The organism is Klebsiella sp. 2-CIP_Kleb. (genome assembly GCF_050378715.1).
GTDB lineage: Bacteria > Pseudomonadota > Gammaproteobacteria > Enterobacterales > Enterobacteriaceae > Klebsiella > Klebsiella quasipneumoniae.
The window spans coordinates 1-21,480 of sequence record NZ_JBNRLG010000008.1; the positions used below are offsets into that span (position 1 = coordinate 1).

Genomic DNA, 21,480 nt, shown 5'->3' on the forward strand with positions numbered 1-21,480 from the left:
CTGGCATGCCCGGTAATAATGTATGGCGACCTGACGATATCTCCGACTGTTTTACCAATTGTCGTCATAGACATATCCGCTCCAAACCCAGGTTCGCTTGAACCCAGGTTTGAGCGAAGAGCCGCGTCACCGATGTTCGACCATTTCCCTGTAGGGTTTGCAGCCGACCATACACCGCCATCGTTCTCAGGAGAATCCCCGGCAATGAGGTGCTCAAGCTCACCAAGGTATTTGTACCAGGAGCCATTGTAGTAGACGATTTGCTGGCGATTATCTACAGCCAGACCAACAGCCCAGTTGCCAAGCTCCTGCCAGCCGATAGCTGCAACTACCTGCTCGCCGCGACCAGTGATGTAGTCGATAAAGCGGCTGAAGATCATCTCCATGCCGTGCCAGGTTTTGCGAAGCACACCTAACCGGTCCTCTAACTCCTCTTTTGTCCTGTCGTTAACGAATTTATCCACGTTTTCAGCGTTATCGTACAGGTCCTTTACGGCGGCGGAACCTAAAGGATTTTTCGTTTTATATGTGCTCATAGTCGCCCTATAACAAAAAAACCCGCCGAAGCGGGTTGTTGAGAGTTATTTCTGTTTTATGCAATGTTGCCGGGATAACTGGCGTTGTCGTAGTCATAGAATGACGCGCGGTACTCTTTGGCGGTAACCTGACACGTCCCGTCTGATTGTGGGGCAATCTCCTCAACAATGGCGTCATAGACATGACGCGTTGAGCCGCAGAACACCAGGCGGACTGGCTCAATAGCTGGTGAAGTCTGGTCAATCTTCAATGGGTCATCAAAATCACTCAGATGGGGAACGGACAACTGATAATCCCCCACTCTGCTCGCCACCATCAGACCGGATGCAGAGCCATCCTGATAGCGGATCAGCGCACGGGGGTTTTCGAAAGACCAGTCCAGCGGCTCCGTAACGGTGAAGGTTGTCACGCCATCCGCCGTTGTCATCGCCTCCACCAGACAGGAAATCGTGTTGTTACCCGGAATATCATCCGTGAGCACGATGCGATCGCCCGTGTTGTAGCACAGCGCGTCCAGCTCGGTAGTTGTCTGGAACGTCACCCGCTGCTGCAGGTATTTCATCAGGCGGCGCATCCCGATCTGGTAGGCGTGATCCTGATTCAGTACACCATCGAGTTTGTAGGCCTCGATTTTCACCGGCGTGGGATTGTCCGGCGTCCGGCATTTAACGGTCTCCTCTGCCCAGGTGACGCCGTTGATGTACGTCACGTCGACACCATCAAAATCATCGTCGGACGGTACGGTAAATCCGCTCCGCAGCTCTTCCACCATCTCATGCGGAGTGATCACGCCGGTCCAGGGCTTAATCCCCTCACGGTTGACCGTCGCCAGGCCATCACTCAGCACAAAACGTGACTTCCCGGCGTTGGCTATCATCTGCAGCATTTCCAGCGCCGAGATACTGTCGCCGGTGGCGAAATCGAAATTTTCGCCCCGTGGCGTCCAGTACGCGGACTCCAGCGCGTTGATGGTATCGACGTCCATCTCCAGCTTCAGCGAGCTCCCGACATGCAGCAGCGCCCCCGAAATGGTTCTGGCCGTTCCTGAGTCATAGGACCGCGTGGCCACAACGTTTACGCGGCGGTCCGACTGAGCCGCCAGCTTCCCGCCCGTCTCAACGGTCACCGCCATCAGCGACACGCCGGGATAGGATGAAGGTCGTGTCAGCAGTCGCCCACGCAGTGCCTGCCAGTACATCGAATCCCTGGCGTTGTTTGAGCCCTGCTCATTGCGCCGACGACAGCGAACTTCCACCAGCCCCGGAGAACTGAGCGTGATCCGCTCAGTAAAACCCAGCCCGTTGACGTTTTTCAGCGCATACTCGCCCTGGTGACTCACCCACCCCGAACCGGAACCGTAGACGCGATACTGTATCTCCCACTCAACGTGGCGGATCCGTTTTTTGCCCTTACTGTCAAAGCCGCAAATACCGTTCGGGAAAGAGAAATTCACCTCGAACATATCGACGGTCTCATTTTCAGGGCAAACCAGGAACGGCCCCAGCCAGCTCAGCGTGTCGTTAAGACCAGTGGCCTCATAGTCGATCATCGTCCTGGCGGTGAATCCCGGCCACGACTCATCAACGGACCCATTAACCAGGCGCGCCACTGTTGCCGTTGTGCCGTCGGCAGAGACGATCTGGTACTCATTCCCGCGGTGAGCAAGTGAAAGCCGTTGCACACCTTCAGGCATGCCCGAGAATGCGGTTCCCGTAGTGCTGTTATACGCAAGCGTCACGTTTGCCGTTACCGCCGGGCTGCCGCCAGTTGATGCCGTGCCGGAGGTGTAAACGGGGGCATCACCGAAAACGGCTGCAGGCAGCGAGGAGGATATGATTGCCCCGCCCACGTAAGGACTGGCCGCCTCGGTTATCAGTACGGTACCGCCGTTGTCCCGTGCGACCAGGCCGGAGCCAGTGAGCCCCTCGGTGATAGCTGCCAGCAGTCCCGACATCGAGATGTAGTTCGCTACCAGCGACACCGTATAGGTGGTGCCCTGCCATGTGATCATGAACGTACTTGAGCTGGTCGAAAAGTCGTAGGTGACAGGAGCCGCACTGGCCTGAATTTTTGCCGCGCTGCCACCCTCGCCGGGCACCGCGTCCTGACCCGGGGTATAGGACGCAATGACGAGGTCATAATCGACACTGTTGAAACTCAGCGTCACCGGCATACCCGCTACGGGAGCAAGTTCGGTAAGCAACGAGCTGGCAAAAACACTGTAACCAGAAGAGGTGGAGATCAGATAATTTGTCGGCGCCTTAATTTCAACTATGGCCCCCGTTACCCAGCTGTCCGGAAGAGAATTATCGTCCTCGTCGTCATCGTCACCATCATCCGTATCAAGGCCTGTAAACGTTACGGATGCACCAGAAACCGTCATGCTGTCAGCGATAATATCGTCGGAATCAGGTGAGGTCTGGGCCATGTCCAGCCCTGTTCCGCTTGATGTTCCACCGACCTCTGTCGAGTTGAACCAGTTCTCGCTGCGCTCATCGCCGGAAACATCCGCGCCGGGCGGAAAATAGGTGATGCTGAATCCCGGCAGCGTTGAAGCTGGCGTACTGCCAACCCGGATATCACCATTGGTATAAATCAGTTCACCGACACCGAGACACAGCAGCATCTGGACGCGCATTTTCGTAGGATCAGCAGCGTCGAACCGGGTCACAGGCTGCACCACATAATCTGGGTAGATACGCACCCGGCCAAACACCTCGCGAATCGGATCACCCAGCTTTGCGGTATTTGCCTTCGCTGGGTTCAGGTCGAGACTGCGCCCTGTGGATGATGTATAGCCTCCCGTATCGATACTGCTCATCATAAACAGCGAATAAGCTGCTGCAGCAACGGAGATACCGACACCTATCCACGCGATGGTGGCGGCCTCCAGCCCGAAGGGCACCGGATAAAGCCGGACATCACTTTCAGGGTGGATCACGCAAGTAGCCCACTCGCCTGGCGGAATAGACAGACCGTCAACCTCAATGGTTAACGGCGGTACATCCCGATCCTCGTAACCTTCAACATTCACCGCCAGCCAGTTTCGAAGGCTGGTTACGCCATGCTCATGCGTTTCGAGAGGCTCACCGGGAAGCCGGGACGGGTAAAAACGAATGGTCATTGCCAGAACTCCACTTTGACAAATCGCCGCTTAAACCGCGCTAACGGCAGAAACGTTACGTTAGAGCCTGGATTGCATTCCGCCACATGCAGCAGGCCATCAATACTGACGACAATCCCCACATGGGTGACGGCTGAGCCGGAATAGCAAGCCACGCCAGCCCCTTCGCAGGGGGCACAGCGCTCCAGGGTAAGCATCATTTGACGCGCCTCCCGGTCGAGGCCGCCGTCGTCTTTCGTGACCCCGGCAAAATCAGGCCAGAGAGGCAAGCCCAAATCGCGGCGTATCTCGTTCACAATGCCAAAGCAGTCAAGTAGCGGGTAGGCTCTACCGCCCTTCTGCCATTTAACAGAACGGTATTTATCAGGTGTAAACATTGGGATTCCTTAGCTGATATAACGCAGTCCGGGGAATACAGGTAGCGTGTAGCGGTAACGCGGCCAGGCCATATCGAGGACATTCATATAGCCCGCAGTGATCTGAACCTCTGTTGCCGTCCAGTAACCCGACTTGATTTTCAGCGTATACGGTACCGCCGCAGGCGCGGCTAAATCCGTGGAGATAAAACTGCGGTATGTCAGCGATGCAGACAACCTGTTAGCCAGGGCATTGCGGATCGTCGTGGACACAACACCATCAACATTGCACAGGGCGAATTTCAAATCTTGCGTACCGTCCGCGTTGCGCGCCGGCAGCGCAATGTCAATCGCGCAGGCGGTAAACGTTACGGTATCGCCGCTCTCCGTCGTCGCCGTAATATCCTCATACCCCTGGCACAGATAGTGAACATCTGAGCCAACGGTGATCTGCAGCGTTTCAATGATCACCTCCGGCCCGCTGCTGGCATACAGCCTGTTAAGTCTTGTCATGCTTCAGGCCACTCCCTGTTAACTGCAAGATCAAGAATATCGCTGTTCACAATGAAGTCAGGAAAATCGCCCCATCCATCAGGCAAAACAGGTCGTTTCCAGAGTTCTAGTGTCGCTGTGAACTTCCAGTAAATCGGCGCCACCAGTGTTGGCCCCTCATAGATATCAGTGAACCGACATTTATAAAACTCCACCCCCAGCGGGGTTTGTAGCTTCATAAAAAACCAGTCAGCGCCATCCGTTATTTTTTCCCTATACCAGGCTTCAAACAGCTGAGCCTGACCGTCGGTCTCCATAAACCATGACACACTGGCCTGAGTAGGAGTTGACGTATATGCCCGGCGTTGTCGCGCGCGGCCGGTGGTTAGCTGGGTTCGTTTTAACGGGCTTACAGGCTGGAATCCGTATCCTTCCTGCAGTGGCATTGGAAGATAGCCATGTGGGTAGTAGATATCAGTCATGCAGTCTCCCGGTAAAGTATCTCGAATAAAATTTCACCATTAACCTCAGGAGGGTATTCATTTCAGAATAAAGCACGATGGAATCGAAGAAATCTCTGATTTTTTGGTTCAGATTAATGAAGATAAAAATCTTATTAAATCGACACAAACACACAAGGTGATATATTTATCAACTCACCTTAAGAGCTAAAATAAATAAAAAACAGCATTATCAATACATTAATTTCATTGGCTTTAGTGGGAGCTTACATTGTTTCGGCACAGCCCCATATCAAAATAAAAAAAGGCAATGTGCCGACAGGCAATATACGTCAATGTGACTGCTTGTTTAAAAGCAACTCCTGAAGAAGAAGCGCAATAGAAACAAAAATCAAAATCCCACAAAAAACAATTTTTGAAAAATCATAGTTAAACACGGTTGTAAGCGTATCATTATTATATAAGTGATTATGCCTATAGGAATAAGTTGTGTAGATGTCATCGCATATTTCAAGAATTCCACCGACTATCAAAACAAGCCAAAGAAATGAAAGCTTCACTCGGACCTCCTTACGTTTACGTCTCCTATTGAAGATAAGTCCGCCAATAAAAAGAGGAATCATAAAAGCTATAAAGTCTTTAAATGTAAATGTTAACAACGCTTCCATTAATAAGATCCTTGTGTTTTCTTGCACCTACTCAGATTGTTAGACTTACCTACCTAATCAAGTCTCAGCTAATGCAGTTTAGCTTACCTAGGACCGTGTCGTGTATAGTTTCCTTTTAGAGCGTTGCCAAAAGCCCCTTGTGGCATGGTAACCTCTTTTGTGAGTTCACCTTTTAACTGCCTGGAAAGCTGTCGATTATTCTGATTGAGTGTAGCGCTCAACTGCTCCGGAGTAATACCCTGGAGATGAAACTCCTGATTAATCGGCGCGTGTACAGTTGTTTGCCTACGGTTATCGCTGTTAACGTTCTGAACACCAGTACCAAACCCTGTGCGCCCCAGAGTTGCATCAAGCGGTTGGCCATTTCGAAGTGCCTCAAGCTGAGACACGCCGATCCGGTTCGTTGACGCCTGGTCGAAGACATACTCTCCTTTGTGAACAATACCCGCGGGCTGATACTTACCACCGGGGCCTGTGTAACCGCCGGAGGCGAAGCCAACGCCTGAAACAGCCTGAATATTTGAGACGATACTGGCGGTCTGCGCAGCGATTGAGGCCATAGCGATGATGTTGGCCGGATAAGGCGCGCTTACTGCACCGCTTGCTATAGCCTGCTGGATTTTCACCATCGAGTCCGCGATAGCGAATGCCTTGCTCGCAGCAAAAGCGACCTTGTAGATTGCCGATTGCTCACCAAACCCCGTTCGCATGATGTCGGCGGTACTGTCAAACAAGGACTGCGTGGCCGCAGATATGATGGTGTTTTTCTGAGCCTCTATGACCTGATTTGCATCCGCCGCACGTTGACGAATAGAGGTCATTCTGGCCTCACCCTCGGCAGTTATTTCACCGGCCTTCGCATAAGCTTCCTCCTGAGCTGCCAGCCAGCGTTGGAGCTCTTGCTGAGCCTGGTCATATTCGTTGATTTGCCCCTGCATCCCCTCAAAAGTTCCAGAGAGTCGCCCTCCTGTGGGTGTCAGGTTTCCTACAACATTACGAACCGTCGAGGGCAGTTGCATATCGGTGTTTTGATAAATATCTGCCCGCGTTTTTTCATATTCACCGGGTTTAAGTTGCCCCGTTGCTTTGGCCTTCTCCAGCAGTTCAAGACGGGTTTTAAGCAGATCGTTGGTCCGCTCATCCTTCGTCTTTACCTGTTCCTGCATCTTCCGGTAATCGTCCAGGGTTTTTACGGAATTTTGCAGTGCCTCCTGCTGCTTATACGCCTGGAGGATTTCATCTGAACGGGAAAGAATCGACTTCTGGTCGGCTGTGAGCTGCGTTTTAGACTTGAGGTCAGCAATTTGCTGTTCGAACTTTACCCGCGCCTGGGTTGCGCTGTTAAGCTTGTCACTGGCATCCAGCTGGGACTGCAAAGCAGCTGTCTGCTGGTTTATCTGATCAAGCAGCCGGGTTGCTGCGTCCTCGGTATATGCTTTACTCTTTGGCGTCTTGGGTGGTTTCGGATCTTTGTACATCTCGTTAATACGAGAAACATTTTTTGAATATTGCTCTGCAGTAATTGCGCCTGCCTTCAGGAACTCGCTTTGCTGCTTAATGGCTTTATTGCGCTTATCCGCATTGCTCAGATATTGCTGGTTAACGCGATCTGCTTCCTGCTGCGTTTTAATTCTTTGCTGTTCAGCTTTGTCATGACTACTGATTATTTCAGTTAAAACGCCTTCTGTTGTGATTTGAGATTGCAGATTATTTAGCTCATCTTCGAGCTCAGCCTTTCTTCCACCAAAAAATAGCTTCCCGCCTGCAGCCTTATCTATCCAATCTAATTCCTTACGAATTTGAGAGATCCGCTCGGTGCCGGTTTGCTCGCGACCTATATCAAGCATGGCATCCCATGCTCCTTTAGCCGTTTTAGCAAGCGAGTCCCAAGCACGTTCAAGAATCCCCAAATTCTGATGAATATCGTTCGCACGCTGCTGCATGGCATTGGCGTAAGCATCAGTAGCCACCCGTGCAGCATCCTGCTGATTACCTTCATCCTGCAGTGCTTTAATCTGGTTGTAGGTTGCCAGTGTCAGAAAGTGGTACTGGTCGTTAAGTTTGGTAATGGCTGCAACCGGGTCAGCAGCAATGTCGTTGAAATCACCCACCAGCTTTTCAGTGGCGATGCCTGTGGCTTCACTGATTTCAACCACGGCAGTTGTTACTCGTTCCAATGACTCTGCAGCCACTTTCCCGGATGAAACTATCTGGTTCAGTGTGGCTGCGGTCACGCCAGTAGTTGAGTTGGCAACTACTGAAACCCGAGCGGCCATATCTGCTAGTTGCCCGGTGGTTTTACCAACCAGATTACCGTTAAGGGTCAGTGACTTATAGAACTCGCCCTGCTCCTGAGAGCCTTTGTAATAGGCCAGCCCAAGAACACCGACAGCCGCGGCAGCCAGAGTGACAGGATTAATCAACCCCAGCACATACCCGCCAACACCTTTAATCGCGGGGCCAATACCGCCGAACATATCTTTCAACTGCCCGCCCTGCTGCATAAGCACCATAAACGGCGACTGACCCGTAGATAAGCCGACGATAATGTCAGTCATCTGCGCCGGGATCATGCGCATGGCATAGGCGGTCTGGGCGGCGGATTGGCCGGTTTTACCAAGGTCGTCGCGAAATCCTGTTAGCCTGTTTCGTGTTTCCTCGATTTTCTTTGAATAAAGATCGAATGTATCGGTATCTACCATCCCCTTGGATTTGAATTTCGCAAGATCCTGCTGTTGTTTATCCAGTTTGTTCAGGGCGGCGTTTACCGGGTCGATACGATCTAAAAGTTCAGAAAGTGACTGTTTTTCTTCATCAGTGGCCTTTGTCACTTTCCCTGCACTGGTGGCAGCACGTTCACCTGCCTGCGTCATTTTTACAAGTGCAGTTGCGAGATTGTCAGCCTGCTTTTCTGCCCCAGAGCTGTCAATAATAATGGCCAGGCGGGAGGTTTGTTCTGTCACGTGCTTTTCTCCGGGCAATAAAAAACCCCGCCAAAGCGAGGTTGGAACTTTTTGAAACTGTCGGGTCTTTACTTCATTGGCGGTAAAACATTATTGTTACGATAATCACCGCAAAGACAGTAATTGCAATTCCAGCGATTAACTTTACATTTACATCAGCCAGCCTATCACTAGCTCCAGTATTGTCAGTGTTAGCTATTTTCTTCAAAGGAGTTACATCACTCCCGCAATGCTTTCACTTCACCGCTTCGGAATTTATTAATTCTGCGCAGTAAGGGCATTTGACTGAAGTTCCGGACGCTTTTAGCTTATCTCCCACCAGAGCAATAATGATACCTGCGATGGCTACGAAACCTCCAAATATCATATAATTTTGGCGCGATGACATTAATCCAAGATTGTTAACCCTATAGCCACCGCTTGTCGCTACTGTCACATCCATAAATAGCGCCGATACAGCAAAGATCACCCCTATTACAATCGCTAAGTATCCAATAATCTTCACTTGTCTACCCCATAAATTAAAAAGCCACCCGATGGTGGCTTTATCATTCAGCTTGCGTTCTCACAACCCGGCAGGCTGCGGTCAATCACAAGATTACCCTCAACACGCAGACCAATCTTACCGAACAGGAAGGAGTGGTTAAGTTGAGTGACAACTACGTCAGACAGACCAACTGCACAGCGATCTTTTTCAATCGCTCGATCAGCGGCTGTTTTAACGTTCGGGATGCCAAGAGGGAAGATGATAACCGGATAGCTATCTTCTGCTGTTACACGTTTCCCTTTATAGAACTTACCCCCATTGAGGTTGTAATTTTTAGTACTCGCCACAGTCAAATCTGCAACACGTACTGTACAACCAGAAAGTAACAGCGCTCCAAGCGCCAAAGCGATGACTTTTTTCATTATATGTTTCCTTTGATTGCAATCGGAAACATCCTATCATCGACTTTCAGGAGCATGGACCACCATTAATGGTAGGTCAGTTGCTTCCTTTCTTATCCGCTGCACGTTTCTGTGCCTCTGCCCACTCAGCCCTCCAGGCATCATCAAGAGCCAGTATCGCTGCGTCAAACTCAATGCGGTCGATCAGGATGGTGCGCGATGCCAGGTAAAACTCAATATCGTTCAGGGATAGAGGGAGCGGCACTCCGGCCATGCCGGCATACTTCCTGCCGCGCGATATCATGGCGTAAGCGTTGAGGATCTCCCCAGTGACTGCATCGATTTCAGGCTCCGGAATGGGCGGGAGATTTAGCTTCTCCCTGCGCCACTTTGCTTTCTCGCCCTGCTCGCCGGCGAATTCCTTTAGCCACTTTTGGGCCTCTATGGCTTTTTTACGGTTTCCTGAGTCTGCTGCTCCTTACCCTGAGCAATATTCGCCGCCTCAGCCAGAATAAGCCAGTACAGAGAGGGGTTTTGCTTCAGTAACGCAACACCACGCTCCGGTGTATACGCTACCGCCGTCTCCGTACCATCCACCAGTTCCCCCACGCCTTCCCAGTCTTTCAGAAGAAAGCGCGCGCAATTGTCGATGAGAAGATCATCAACCGAGTCGATCTCGCCCACACTGGCGAGATCGAAAGCATCCGTACCGACCTGGTAGCTCGCGTCCATTTTGTCGATATGGCGCCGCACCAGCGCATTGCGTGAGCGGTATTGTGGATTCTCGCTACTGGCCACCAGCAGACGGAGTTTAAATAGCGCCTCGTCTTCCGGCGTGAATTTCTTTTTACTTCCTGCTGGCTTTTTGAAAGGGAAAAACCAGCGTTCTCCGTTCAAATCAATTTGAGAAGAAATAATCAGCATAAAGACTCCCAAAAAAGCCCGATCCGCGATGACTGCAGAACGGGCCAGGTAAATTAAGGCGCGGTAACGGTGATTTCAGACGTTGCGGTAAAGGTGCGGGCCTTACCAGTGATGATTGCAGTACCGGCTGCGTTACGCGTGACCTTCGCTGTTTTCTGCCCGGTAGAAACCACACTGGCGATAGTCGGATCCGATGACGTCCACTGGACGGTATCAGTTGAATCAGCTGGCGTAAGCGTGGCGGTTAACGTCACAGTAGAACCCACGGCCCCAGTTGAAGTGGCTGGCGCAACACTGATTGCCGTCGCCGGCACTTTAGGCACGCGCGTAATCGTCGGCGGAGTATTGGCCGCGGTGATATCCAGCTGAACCTGAACAATGTCAGTGCTCCCCGCATCCGGCCAGTCGCCGGAGATCTGCACTTCCGGGAAATCGAAGGTATAGGCGCCTTCAGCGTTCTCCAGGGTGAAGCTAAACGGCACCGTTTCGCCGGTGAACGTTTTTTTGTAAACCTCCCATGCAGCCTTTGACCATGACAGCGTGATTTGACCTGACGGGGTAAAGGTTGTCGGAATGTTTGCGCCGGCGAATGCCGAACCGGTACCGATGCAGCGCTGAGTCTGCATATTGTTGTTGAACTGGATGTTGAAGGTGTCGACGCAGAAACCTGTCCCGCCATCAACACCATTTAGCCGGATGTTCGTGACCTCCTTGAAGGAGTAGCGCAGGGCCCCCGCTAAATCAACCGGCGTGGTGAAATAGCTGGTATCGTCCCCCTTCGTCTCCCAGTCCAGCCCTGCAAACGTAACGGTTGCGGTGATATCACCATCGGCCGGGATTTCCATCTGGAAGGTGCCAACCTGGCAACCGCGGGCAATCTGGGCGATCCCCACATCACTGGCAAAAGTCGCCACGGAGAACGTAATGCGACCATTACCCATCGTCAGCACGTTATTTAGCCATTCGGAACCGAAGCAGCTGGCAAGAAAATCATCATGCTGGTTCCAGCGAAACCGCGTGCCGACATCGCCGCCGACATCCACTGTGCCACGTGAAACGCCCTGCGCCATGCGGTCACTAGCGATTTCGTCATTGTCGTTGGTGTTCTGCGTTGGTTTCAGACCAAATGAAGAACGACGCAGCAGGTTCCACGCCCCTGCTGTAGGCGTGATTCCTGGCGTTGTCTCGCGAATAAACGCGGCTACTACTTTTGCACCTGAGCTCACAGGAGCCTCCTGTTTTTTGTGCGCTACAGAGCGCGATAAGGAATTTGAAGATTGAGCTGTAACCAGCCATCGGTCTCACCCGCCGGCACAGCAGATACAGCGAAATAACTTAGCTTTCCGTCGTCCTTAAACTCGAATAGCTCCGTTAGCTGATCGGCCGTTCGGGAGATTAGCAACGTCCCGGAACCGACCGGAACAAACAGCTGAATGATGAGCAAGCCCGTCCTGTGGACGACCGGCCCATCCCCGATCTCAGTTGCGCCAGCCTGCCCAGCAATGTTGGTTAGGCGGGCCCAGATATCGCGGTTACTGGGGTCAAATACCGGGCCATTGGGATAATCCACCGCATCAGAGGCAATAGCGGTCTGTGCCGCCATTCGGGAAATGACAGCGTTTCTGATTTCTGTGAAGGTCATTTGTAGGCCTGAATCACACCATTAAACGAGACGGCATAGACGCCTGTCGGCGCTTGCGTTGAGTGGCCATTCTCCAGAGGCACGGAGTAAGGCAGGTTCGACTGGATGTAAATCACCGAGTAGGCTGGCGCCTGGTCAATGATATTTTTGCCATTAAGAAACGTCATTGTCCCGCGCGGATCCGGTTCGGTCGGGACGGAATGATTAGGTTCGCCGATGCTGACAAAATGCGATGCCCTGAAGGTTCCTGCGCGATACTCAGCCGGCCGCCTGATATCCATGCTGTCATTAACACGGACTTTTTTTCTGAGACGGCCCGTCTTTGTCAGGTTGGCAGGATCGGCATAAAGAGATTCGTTCCATTCCCCAACAGCTTTGTTGTATTGAACCGCGGTCGCGTTGATGGCCCACAGCTCCGGGTTTCCTACCGGCGACCGTTGAACAATTTCATTCAGCAGCTGAATGGCGATGGTTCTCTGCCGTAACCTCACATCGTCTTCCACTAGCCCGGCGAATGCCGCCGGGTCGATGTTCCAGCCCTTAGCCATATTACGCTCTCCGCAGTTGAATGGAGTACGCAACGCCAGCAGAGTCGGAAGAAGCGGTGATGACCTCGTAGCGCTGAAGCTCACCCGTAATCGGATCTGGTGCGGTGATGATATGCCCGACGGCCGGCTTATCAGTCACCTCGTTAACCAGTGCGGTTAGCTTCACATCACCATGCAGAATGTTAACGCCATCGATACGGCGCAGCTTATAGCGCGCCAGCACTCCACGCCCCGAGTAAGTCACATGCGTTTCAGTGCCGGTTTCCGTCACCGGGTCCCAGGCACCCCGAACGGTATATGACCCAGTGAAATCCTTAACGGCATCCTGCAGGTCGGTATCGAATGCCGCGGCGACTTCGGTTTGCAGCTCGTCACGAATGCCCATTGCACCCACCAATACGCTGCTGAGGTTTAACGATCACTGTACCGTGGAGTTTGCGGGTATAAATTTTGCCATTGCGCTTAACCCGCAGCGGGAGCGGAGCAAACTCTACAACACCCTTTGCCTGGTTTGCGTAAACGACATGTCTGATCGGGTTTCCATTCACAAACACATCGCGGGGACCGAGCCCGTCGCCGGCATAATGCACATATGGATTTTGCATGTTACCCCCTTACCGCCGCTCAATATGAGCATGGATAAAGTCGGTTTTAAGCGACTCCATAGCGCCAACCATCACATAGGGGCGTCCACCGTTATGCCAGCAATCAATCGCGTTACCCTCATCATCAAGCAGTATCACTGCGACACTGTGGCAGCCGCCGTTTTCGGCTCGCTCCAGAGCCTGTTTCAGCAGGCGAATAACCTGGTCGTTATCGAGGTTGTGATGGCTGGGCTTTTGAAATGGGACCACCTTCAAATCGGACATATCACGCCCTCACAAAGAACGTCTGGAAAGGGTTAATCATCCACGGTTTGAGCATATCCAGCGCCAGCTGCAAATCAGGATCGAGTAATTCAGTGCTGGTGGTTGAAAGCTCGGCAAAAGTGCGGGAAACCTTCACATCGTCGGCCTCAACGCTTTTGCTCGTCACCACGCCGGAATCTGTTTTTTGCTGATACAGATTGCCTGCAGCGGCTACGGAAGCGATAAACGCTCCGGCTTGCTTAACTTCTTCAGGAATATGCTCCGGGTCGATATCCTGAAGGTTAAGCGCCGTCATCCAGGTGTTTGCCTGGAGCACGGCTTTAACCTTTTTGTCGGCGGCAGCCCAGGTATCCCCCAGCAACTCGTCAACGTCCTGGATTGTTATATAAACGGTCATCGGATCCTCACCAAAAGAAACGGGGCTTTCGCCCCGTCAGTTAACCTCCCGCTGGAGCAGTGAACGCGATCGCTTCAGTTGTTTTCACCACGCCGTCAACGGTAGCCGTCACCGTGAAGGAGCCGGCCGTAGCAGAGGTGAGTTTCACCGTCGAGCCACCAGCAGACCCTGTCTGTGACGTCGAAGCACTTAGTGTGCCGCCTGTAGACGTCCACGCCACAGATGCGCCGGAGACTCCTGCACCATTTCTGGTGTACTTGAGCGAAACGGTCACCGCGTCGGTACTGTCAGCAGTTGCGGAAGTTTTATCCACTGACAGGGTTACTCCCCCGCAGGGGCTTCCAGCTTAATCAGTACGCCTGCAGTGGATTTGTTACTGGTGAAATGTTTCTTCCAGTTCGCTCCGGTGCCGATTTTGGTCAGGTCTGGGTTAGCGCCCTTCGTCTCATCCCAGCTGTAACCCAGCAGTTCAACGTTAACCGTACCCTCTGCGCGATAGCCAATGGCAAGGTTTTCCTGGTCGTTGATATCGTAGGAACGGAAGCCCGGAGCCTGTGATTCCGTTACGGATACCGCGCCGGCCACCAGCCCCAAAATCGCATCAACTGGCATGGTGTCAGTTACCAGCACCGGTTTACCCAACGTGCCTGGCTGTCCGCCATAAACCACCACGCCAGCTTCTTCGTAAATTTTGTTGTCGATAGCCTGATCAACAATGTCGAAATAGGTCGTGGAATGCATAACGAACAGCGCAACACGGTTAAATTTATCGCCGTATTTACGCAGGCCACGGGTCAGCGTTTTCTTACCATCAGTGGCAATATCCGCGGATACCGTCATGTCAGCATTTGCGCCAATGGCTGCAACAAGACCCTGTAGGGCATACTTGATATAACCTTCAAGCGTTGCATCAGCGACGTCGACGCCGATCACCTCGGAGAATTCGCTAACGTCGCGACCCCGACGTTTAAACGCCTCCTCCGTGGTTTCATACGGGCCGTATTTCCACGGCGCCTTAACGCTGACAGATTCACCGGCACCGATTTTTTTACCCGTTACCGGGTCGGTGGAGTTAACGTTGCGCGATTCGATAGAACCACCAACTTTATAGAAGGTGCGCTTGCGAAAATCACCCTCGATCAGTTCGTTGTCGAGAATGATTGCGCCGTTTGAAGCGGCGTTGAAGACTTCCAGATTATCCTGGCGACGCTCAAGAAACGCAGTCTGCGCGAGGTCGTCATAGATAATCAGGTCACTGTTTACGGTCGTAGGCATTGATTAGTCCTTACTTAGGCAATTTGAGATAGGCCTGCTGGCCATGTTTGCGGATGTAGTCCGCTTTGTCGCTTGAGCTCATTTCTGAACGTTTCAGACTACCGCCACCGCCACCGGGTTTATGACCACCAGCCCCGGAGCCTTCGGCGCGCGGGAACAGGTGCGGGGCCGTCTCTTTCAGAGATTCAGCCCACTCAACCGGGGTGAGCGGAGTTTTGCCGTCTTTACCGAACAGAACATCGCCATTTGCATCAACTGCTACGGCCTCGCCTTCGTCGTTGAGCTGGAATGTGCCTTTAGCACGAAGAATCAGATCGTCGGATGCTTCTGGCAGCGCGCCAGCCTTAAGCGCTGCGCTGCGGATAGCATCACCCAGGACACGATCACGGAATTTGTTGGAGAACGCTTCCGCCTTTTCAGCGCGTTCATTAGCGGCTTTGATTTGCTTATCAACATCAGCACGTAGCCGCTCAGTGCGTTTATCCAGTACCTCGTCAATTTTCCCGGCGGCGATCAGTTGCGCCTCTTCATCATCAGAGAAACGCTGGAGAATAGTTTTCACCGCGTCAGGATCGATACCTTCAAAACGCTTAAGCGACTCAGTGGACTCTTTGAGCTTACCGAGTAACTCACTATTTTTATTTTTCAGGCCTGAAACCTGAGCACTGACCTGCTCATCGATCAGCTTTTGGATTTCCGGCGTAATCTCGGGCGCACCACTACCGGAGCCACCGCCATCACCACCTTCACCACCAGCTGCCGAATAATATTTAATGAGCATGTTACGAATAAGCATGTTGTCCCCTTGGGATAGTAACTGTGGGCCTGGCCCAATAAAAAAGGCCGCCCTTAGGCAGCCTGTTGTAAATTTCAGATAATAAAGAAGCCGCGCTAAGGCGACCTCTTCATTTAGCTATTTTCTAGCATGTATTCTTTTGCATCTTTAATGGCTTTATCCATTCTCTGCAAAGAAGACTTTGGCTCTGCAATGCTTCGCACTGTGCAAATCTCTTTAATGAGCCCTCTTGCGATTACCAGCTCTTCATACAGGCTTGCAATAAGGTCTCTTTGTTTTTGTGAATCCATAACAACCTCGTCTCGTTGCTTGTCGGGTTATTGGTGGTAGGCGGTGACGATTCAGCTTTTCGGGAGCGACCCTAGCCACTGACAATACAATTAGGTGTGGTGGCCGATGCTGCCACGGCATTCTGATACTTCAGAACGGCGGGGACTCACCGAAGTGAGTCTGGTTTCCGGCTTGCCCGTTTCTCACGGGACGCTTTGGCGCGCAGGTCAGCATCCTGCATTCACCACGAATTTACTCTATCACACTCTGGCATCCTTAAACGCCTGCGCGTCAAGGTTGCGCAATTGGTCAAGCGTCAGCCACTCGCCCCTGTCGTTGTAGAACTCATCGGGAGACATGCCGCCATCACGAATCAGCCTGGCGCGCGTTTCTCCGACAATCTCAGCTTGTCGCGTGAACGACTGCCGGGAGAACCAGTCCTGGTAAGTCGTATCAGCCGGAACCTGTCCATCCATACTGGCGCGCGAGCTGTCCTTGATTTCGCCGACTTTGATACCCAATTCCTCGGACGATTTCAGTATGTATGTTTCGGTGCTACGACAGCAAAAGTGGATTTTCCCCGGTCCCTGCAAATAAGGCACCTTGTGCCCTATCGGTTTGTTATCCAGCGTGTACTTGAGGCGGTCGCGGATCCGACAATCCTTTGATGTCCGGTTATCCAAAGTGGATAACCACTGCTTACCCTTCAGAATTTCGTCGTTCGCCGACGCAAAGCTTTGTCTTGCTGTTGATGCAAGATGCCCTACTGCTGTTTTCGCTATGCTGGCCGCATTGGCCCGGCTCATCTGAAGCGCACCATCCTGGTAGCCGCGGTTAGCATGTCCACGAACCTTTTTTGCGATCTGCTCATGCGTATCGCCCAGGAGAAAACCCTGCCGCACCGTATTGGATATGCGCGCCATACGATCAGCTTCGAGGTTGCTGGCCCATTCGCTTAGCAACCGCCCCTGAAATGGACGCGCCATCGCCGCGGCATAAACTGCATCCGGGGAGATGCCAACCAGTGGATGAAGAGCCAGAACATCGTCGGGAATGGCAAACTGGAAGAGGCTCATCTGAAAACTGGCCTCATGCTTCGCCAGCTCCTGCAGCTCGGTAGAGAGGGCTGCATACATGGACTGTATGGCATCCTTGTTTATGGCCCTGACACTGACCAGTAACGCTTCCAGCCTAGAAACGGTAAAGCTCTCAGCGTCCAGCGTATCAATAGCCACCAGCAACCTTGCGGTAAGTTCGGCGTCGCTGTCATTCAGAACTTTTATCATCCTGTTGGCAACGCCGGTGCTATAGCGACTAACCCATATAGCGTGGGCTAAGGATTCATCCCGTAGTTTGTCATTCGCCGTTGCCATTATTGCCACCAATCAGGTTAGGCGAGCCGTTACGAATAGCGTCAATGACAGTTACAGGGTCGTCAGCGGGATCTATCAGGTCAAGCCTCTGCAGAGCTCTGACCATATCCGTGTCGCGAATCGCACCGGACTGCCAGGCATTGACGATTGCCGTTACCATGCCGGATTCAGCGACTTTGGCGATAAACTCCTGATTGATGCTGTAACGGTATTCCTCGCCTTTTATGCCGAGATATCTGGCGCACCAGCCGAGCGCCAGCGTATAGGCCTCCGAGACATTGGAAACGCAAATGCCGAGCACCGATGTGGATGCGGTTTGCTCGCCGCTGGATTGCGTGGCGGTTTTAACCGCGCCGTTCTGCTCGATAAGCCGGGCGCCAAGCTGAACAGAATAATCACGCTTACTGTCCATCGCCTCTTTAGCCAGGGTGTTTGGTTGCGCCTGAGCATAGGTAAAACGCCCCTCCTTCGGCAGCAGAAATGGAGAACGAGAACCGACACGAATTCCCTTATCCTGCAGCCAGTCACGCCAGGCGGTATCAAGACCGGAAATCACCGGCTGAACCTGACCGCAGAAAAATACGCTGTCTTCGTAATCTGCCGAATTACGATAATGGCCAAGGTTAATTTCAACGAGGGGGGCTAAAGGCGACTCGTCGATGGTGGGATCATTATTCTGCGCACCAACGAAGGTAAAGGGGATCTCATCCCAGAAATCCTCACCTTTTGGCTTAGGATGATACTCGGAAGCGACGGAAAAAGAGCCTGCGTCAGCTGACTTTCGCCATACCCGGCAGACAAACTTTCCGTTCTCCAGAGCCAGTTCGCGATACTGGATTTCATCCTCGTACGCAAAACCATCTTCCTTTTCCATGCATTCGCGTAAAACCACCAGCACCAGTTGATCACGTCCATTGATGCGTTTGGTGCGCCAGTTAATGATGCTTTCCGCCTGATAACGAAGTATGATCGCCTCATCAGTCCCAGCCGCATAATCCGTATACAGCCCCTCGCGCGCGGCTTCCAGAATATTTTCTGTAACCTGCTGGGACTGCTGATAGATACTGGCACCAGCACCATCGGCGTTATCACGAAGATAATTCAGCTTATCCGGCGCGGTCATGGTAGGGTCTTTTCGGAATGCCAGCCCCAGCAAACCCACTTTTGTATTGCCCGTTATCGCGTAGAAAACGGCGCGCTGAATGTAATCGGCATTGCGCTTTTTATTGCGTGCAGACTTATCGGACGGATCCAGAAAAGGGAGGTATTCGTTTCCTGCAGCCTTTACAGCATCAGCCCCTTTGCACACGTCACGAATTTTTTTCCACACGGGCATCGCCGCCCTGACCTCAGGGCGGACGTAAGTAATATCATTATTGGCCATATCAGAATGTCGTATCGAGGGTGATATCGAACGCTGTAGCGTTGACAGGGAACAGGTACACGATTGGATAACCACCGCCATCATTGCCGTGGTCAAAGCCGCCTTTCTTATCTGGCTCGCCTTTATCGTTATAGACCTGTCGCTCTAGGCACTGAGTGAATTTCGGGCAAGTTACCGTGTTAACCATCATCCTGCGCTCGCCGTAGGTATTGCACAGCATTGAGTTGACAGCGTTTATTCGGTCCCTTACTGCCGGGTTGCTGTCATTAACCAGCACAGAGAATCCAGCATCATAGAGCAGAGAAATATCCGACTCGCTGGCGTTACTGGACTTCCTGTTTTTACCTGAAGCATCGGGATAGATATTGATTGTGTGCTTCCCTTCCTCGTACCGCGTCTTAATCGCTTCAATCATTGCCGGAGTATCAAATACATCCATGAACTCATCTACCGCCCGGGGAAGCCCATCACGCAGAACATAAACCACTGCCGCCATTTTCCCAACGTTAAAGTCCATACCGATATGCAGCGCTTCACCTGGTTTAACGGTTTCATCAGTATGATTTTTACGGCGATCAAAGCAGTAATAGACAACGCCCTGATAGTTTTCGAACGAAGCTTCATATTCCTGCCTGAACGTTCTGGGATCCATTCGCCGGCGAGCTGCTTCCAGTTCTTCTGGCGGAACATTTCCACCATCCACCGAAGTATAAAGCCAGCTTTTATGGTCAGGCTCTCGGTTGTCCTGTCCGGCAAGCCATGAATCATAGCAATGGTTAAATCCCTTGGGTGTGCCAATCCGGAGAGCATGTCCACCTATAAACTGCACACCATTTACGATATACCGACAAGTCGACAGCATCGGGCGCAATACTTCCTCCCATGCTGCATACGGGCAATCAGCCCATTCATCCACCAGCACGAAAAATAAGCCAGACCCACGCAAATCATCGTAGTTATTCAACCCGACGCATCGCATTATGTGTCCGCTTTTAAGAGTGATGGATAATTCTGTCTCGTTCGGCTTCGATGCCCGCCAGTGTGGAGGTATGGATTGTTTCAGCCTTCGCCAGAAAACACGCTTTGCCTGTTTTTGTGTGGGTGCGCAATACCAGATTTCATCCTCTACACTGACTTTCCATTTCTGCGCCAGTCTGGCAGCCCTGCGCATTTCCGCTTTGCCCAGGAATGTTTTGCCAAACCGGCGACCGCATACAGCATCCCTGAAACGCGCTGAGCGCTGCCATCCCCAGACGTAAATATTTGCCTGTTTCGGTGTCAGGCTGACAGCATCGCTGCTAGAGGATTGGATCATCTGGAGGTTCCTCATCGGGAGTTATTGGCTGAAGTTGATAATCCTCTTCAAATCCCGTCGGGTTTTTATCCAGGGCTATCTCCTGTCGAAGCTGGTCGATCTCCAGTTGCCGGCGCTCGATTTCAATCTGCTGTAGACGCTGGGCGAATTCACTATCAGCCAGTCCGAGACGCTTCATCACCGCCTCGAACATTCGTTCGCGGCTGATAGCGGTTATCTCCACACCGTTCTTTCCGAGCTTAACGCCGGAATAGGCAAGTGCAGCATCAGGCGCCAGCTTGCGCGTATCGGCGAAGAAAGGCTGGCCGATGCCATCACCATTACAGCGAGGACATTTCGGGTTAGGCGAGCTGGTATGGTCGTAACCGTAGCCGCCTCTGTCGTTTGGCTCTTTCCCTTTCTTCGCTAAAGCCTCAGCCAGCTTCTCTTCGAACTCAACCGCATCGCGCCATTGATACTGGTGACCGAAGCCCCAGCAGTAACGGCAGCTCCCGCGGCGATACTGAGAAAGTTGGTTGGCGTCGAATGTTGCCAGCCGCCACATCTGCTCAAGCACTTCATCAGCGCTGCCAAGCGTGCGCACAATGGATGCTTTCTGCTGCTGCGCAATGGCCTGCGCAACTGAAGTTTTCTGAAGCAGCTGATAGCCAATTTGTTCAGCAGTCTTCTTGCTGTACCCGGCACGGATAGCGGCCTGCGTGGCGTTGTGGTCCTTCAGGTATTCTGCGACAAATAAACGTTGCTGATCGGTGAGGCCATCATCATCCACCAGCTCTTCTGCGCACTTTTCCTTTTGCGCAGTGCGCAGTTTCTTCTGCGCAGGTTTTTGCGCAGTTTGCGCAGTGGGTTTCTTGATGTATCGGCGGGCAGTAGCGTAATTCAGTCCCTGCGCTTCACACCAATCCTTCGGTGATACGCCGGTTGCGGCATGATCGGACAGGAACCGTCGCTGAAGCTCGCCCCAGTCCGGTTTTGCCATGGATTATTCCTATTTAACGTGAGGGAGAAAAAGGAATTACTGATTCTCCATAAAATATTCACTTTTATGTTTTGGAATTAAGGCTCTTTAGTTCAGGAGTAATTATGAAAAGAATTATGCTTGCTGTTTTTGTTATCTGCGGTGCGCTGTCTCTTTCAGGATGTATTTTGCCTCCGGGAGGTCCTGGCGGTGGGCATGGTGGTGGTCCTGGCGGCGGAT

The 21,480-nt window shown here is 52.2% G+C and carries 25 protein-coding genes and 1 pseudogene; all 26 read right to left on the reverse strand.

Annotation, left to right across the window (positions count from 1 at the left end):
* Positions 1–536 (reverse strand): annotated as a pseudogene (locus ACQUTP_RS21640) (hypothetical protein); the annotation flags it as partial.
* A 56-nt stretch (positions 537–592) separates the two neighbouring features.
* A complete protein-coding gene (locus ACQUTP_RS21645) occupies positions 593–3,661 on the reverse strand; it encodes a host specificity factor TipJ family phage tail protein (RefSeq protein WP_065804470.1) in 3,069 nt (1,022 codons plus the stop codon).
* Positions 3,658–4,038 (reverse strand): hypothetical protein, encoded by a 381-nt coding sequence (locus ACQUTP_RS21650; protein ID WP_048978112.1) that lies wholly within the window; start codon positions 4,036–4,038, stop codon positions 3,658–3,660. Before ACQUTP_RS21650 ends, ACQUTP_RS21645 begins: the two co-directional genes overlap by 4 nt.
* 9 nt (positions 4,039–4,047) lie before the next feature.
* Complete coding sequence (locus tag ACQUTP_RS21655) at positions 4,048–4,530, reverse strand: DUF1833 family protein (RefSeq protein ID WP_023317177.1); 483 nt, start codon at positions 4,528–4,530, stop codon at positions 4,048–4,050.
* Positions 4,527–4,991 (reverse strand): hypothetical protein, encoded by a 465-nt coding sequence (locus ACQUTP_RS21660; protein WP_065804469.1) that lies wholly within the window; start codon positions 4,989–4,991, stop codon positions 4,527–4,529. Before ACQUTP_RS21660 ends, ACQUTP_RS21655 begins: the two co-directional genes overlap by 4 nt.
* Before the next feature lie 311 nt (positions 4,992–5,302).
* Complete coding sequence (locus tag ACQUTP_RS21665) at positions 5,303–5,638, reverse strand: hypothetical protein (RefSeq protein ID WP_004184437.1); 336 nt, start codon at positions 5,636–5,638, stop codon at positions 5,303–5,305.
* Between the two features lie 83 nt (positions 5,639–5,721).
* Positions 5,722–8,601, reverse strand: a complete 2,880-nt coding sequence (locus tag ACQUTP_RS21670; protein ID WP_065804468.1) for a phage tail length tape measure family protein — start codon at positions 8,599–8,601, stop codon at positions 5,722–5,724.
* 235 nt (positions 8,602–8,836) lie between these two features.
* Complete coding sequence (locus ACQUTP_RS21675; protein ID WP_228302527.1) at positions 8,837–9,106, reverse strand: hypothetical protein; 270 nt, start codon at positions 9,104–9,106, stop codon at positions 8,837–8,839.
* A gap of 47 nt (positions 9,107–9,153) precedes the next feature.
* Positions 9,154–9,510, reverse strand: coding sequence for a hypothetical protein (locus ACQUTP_RS21680; RefSeq protein ID WP_004217333.1), 357 nt, complete (start codon positions 9,508–9,510; stop codon positions 9,154–9,156).
* Between the two features lie 76 nt (positions 9,511–9,586).
* Positions 9,587–9,763, reverse strand: coding sequence for a hypothetical protein (locus ACQUTP_RS21685; RefSeq protein ID WP_102013631.1), 177 nt, complete (start codon positions 9,761–9,763; stop codon positions 9,587–9,589).
* Between the two features lie 167 nt (positions 9,764–9,930).
* Positions 9,931–10,413: a hypothetical protein gene (locus ACQUTP_RS21690; protein ID WP_004190637.1), complete on the reverse strand. Its 483-nt coding sequence runs from the start codon at positions 10,411–10,413 to the stop codon at positions 9,931–9,933.
* Between the two features lie 53 nt (positions 10,414–10,466).
* Positions 10,467–11,639: a phage tail tube protein gene (locus ACQUTP_RS21695; RefSeq protein WP_065804467.1), complete on the reverse strand. Its 1,173-nt coding sequence runs from the start codon at positions 11,637–11,639 to the stop codon at positions 10,467–10,469.
* 23 nt (positions 11,640–11,662) lie between these two features.
* A complete protein-coding gene (locus ACQUTP_RS21700; protein ID WP_004146196.1) occupies positions 11,663–12,055 on the reverse strand; it encodes a phage tail terminator-like protein in 393 nt (130 codons plus the stop codon).
* Positions 12,052–12,603 carry a hypothetical protein gene (locus ACQUTP_RS21705; RefSeq protein ID WP_004190641.1) on the reverse strand — a complete coding sequence of 184 codons (552 nt, stop codon included), beginning with the start codon at positions 12,601–12,603 and terminating at the stop codon, positions 12,052–12,054. The genes ACQUTP_RS21700 and ACQUTP_RS21705 overlap by 4 nt, the downstream gene beginning before the upstream one ends.
* A 1-nt stretch (position 12,604) precedes the next feature.
* Positions 12,605–12,988 (reverse strand): hypothetical protein, encoded by a 384-nt coding sequence (locus ACQUTP_RS21710; RefSeq protein ID WP_031591826.1) that lies wholly within the window; start codon positions 12,986–12,988, stop codon positions 12,605–12,607.
* Complete coding sequence (locus tag ACQUTP_RS21715; protein WP_428902454.1) at positions 12,975–13,208, reverse strand: hypothetical protein; 234 nt, start codon at positions 13,206–13,208, stop codon at positions 12,975–12,977. Before ACQUTP_RS21715 ends, ACQUTP_RS21710 begins: the two co-directional genes overlap by 14 nt.
* Before the next feature lie 9 nt (positions 13,209–13,217).
* A complete protein-coding gene (locus ACQUTP_RS21720; RefSeq protein WP_004190649.1) occupies positions 13,218–13,472 on the reverse strand; it encodes a hypothetical protein in 255 nt (84 codons plus the stop codon).
* Between the two features lies 1 nt (position 13,473).
* The gene (locus ACQUTP_RS21725; RefSeq protein ID WP_004216825.1) at positions 13,474–13,869 is read right to left on the reverse strand and encodes a hypothetical protein; all 396 of its coding nucleotides are present in this window, start codon (positions 13,867–13,869) and stop codon (positions 13,474–13,476) included.
* 40 nt (positions 13,870–13,909) lie between these two features.
* Positions 13,910–14,182, reverse strand: coding sequence for an Ig-like domain-containing protein (locus tag ACQUTP_RS21730; protein ID WP_151391665.1), 273 nt, complete (start codon positions 14,180–14,182; stop codon positions 13,910–13,912).
* An 8-nt stretch (positions 14,183–14,190) separates the two neighbouring features.
* Positions 14,191–15,144: a major capsid protein gene (locus tag ACQUTP_RS21735; RefSeq protein ID WP_004190653.1), complete on the reverse strand. Its 954-nt coding sequence runs from the start codon at positions 15,142–15,144 to the stop codon at positions 14,191–14,193.
* A gap of 10 nt (positions 15,145–15,154) precedes the next feature.
* The gene (locus tag ACQUTP_RS21740) at positions 15,155–15,940 is read right to left on the reverse strand and encodes a hypothetical protein (protein ID WP_016946679.1); all 786 of its coding nucleotides are present in this window, start codon (positions 15,938–15,940) and stop codon (positions 15,155–15,157) included.
* A gap of 113 nt (positions 15,941–16,053) precedes the next feature.
* Entirely contained in the window at positions 16,054–16,230 is a 177-nt protein-coding gene (locus tag ACQUTP_RS21745; protein ID WP_004227000.1) for a hypothetical protein, read from the reverse strand.
* A 240-nt stretch (positions 16,231–16,470) separates the two neighbouring features.
* Positions 16,471–17,583, reverse strand: a complete 1,113-nt coding sequence (locus tag ACQUTP_RS21750) for a phage minor head protein (RefSeq protein ID WP_428902453.1) — start codon at positions 17,581–17,583, stop codon at positions 16,471–16,473.
* Positions 17,567–18,967, reverse strand: a complete 1,401-nt coding sequence (locus ACQUTP_RS21755) for a DUF4055 domain-containing protein (RefSeq protein ID WP_040211034.1) — start codon at positions 18,965–18,967, stop codon at positions 17,567–17,569. Before ACQUTP_RS21755 ends, ACQUTP_RS21750 begins: the two co-directional genes overlap by 17 nt.
* Before the next feature lies 1 nt (position 18,968).
* Complete coding sequence (locus ACQUTP_RS21760; protein ID WP_016946682.1) at positions 18,969–20,282, reverse strand: terminase large subunit domain-containing protein; 1,314 nt, start codon at positions 20,280–20,282, stop codon at positions 18,969–18,971.
* The gene (locus ACQUTP_RS21765) at positions 20,266–21,261 is read right to left on the reverse strand and encodes a terminase small subunit (RefSeq protein ID WP_023325165.1); all 996 of its coding nucleotides are present in this window, start codon (positions 21,259–21,261) and stop codon (positions 20,266–20,268) included. The genes ACQUTP_RS21760 and ACQUTP_RS21765 overlap by 17 nt, the downstream gene beginning before the upstream one ends.
* Between the last annotated feature and the right edge of the window lie 219 nt (positions 21,262–21,480).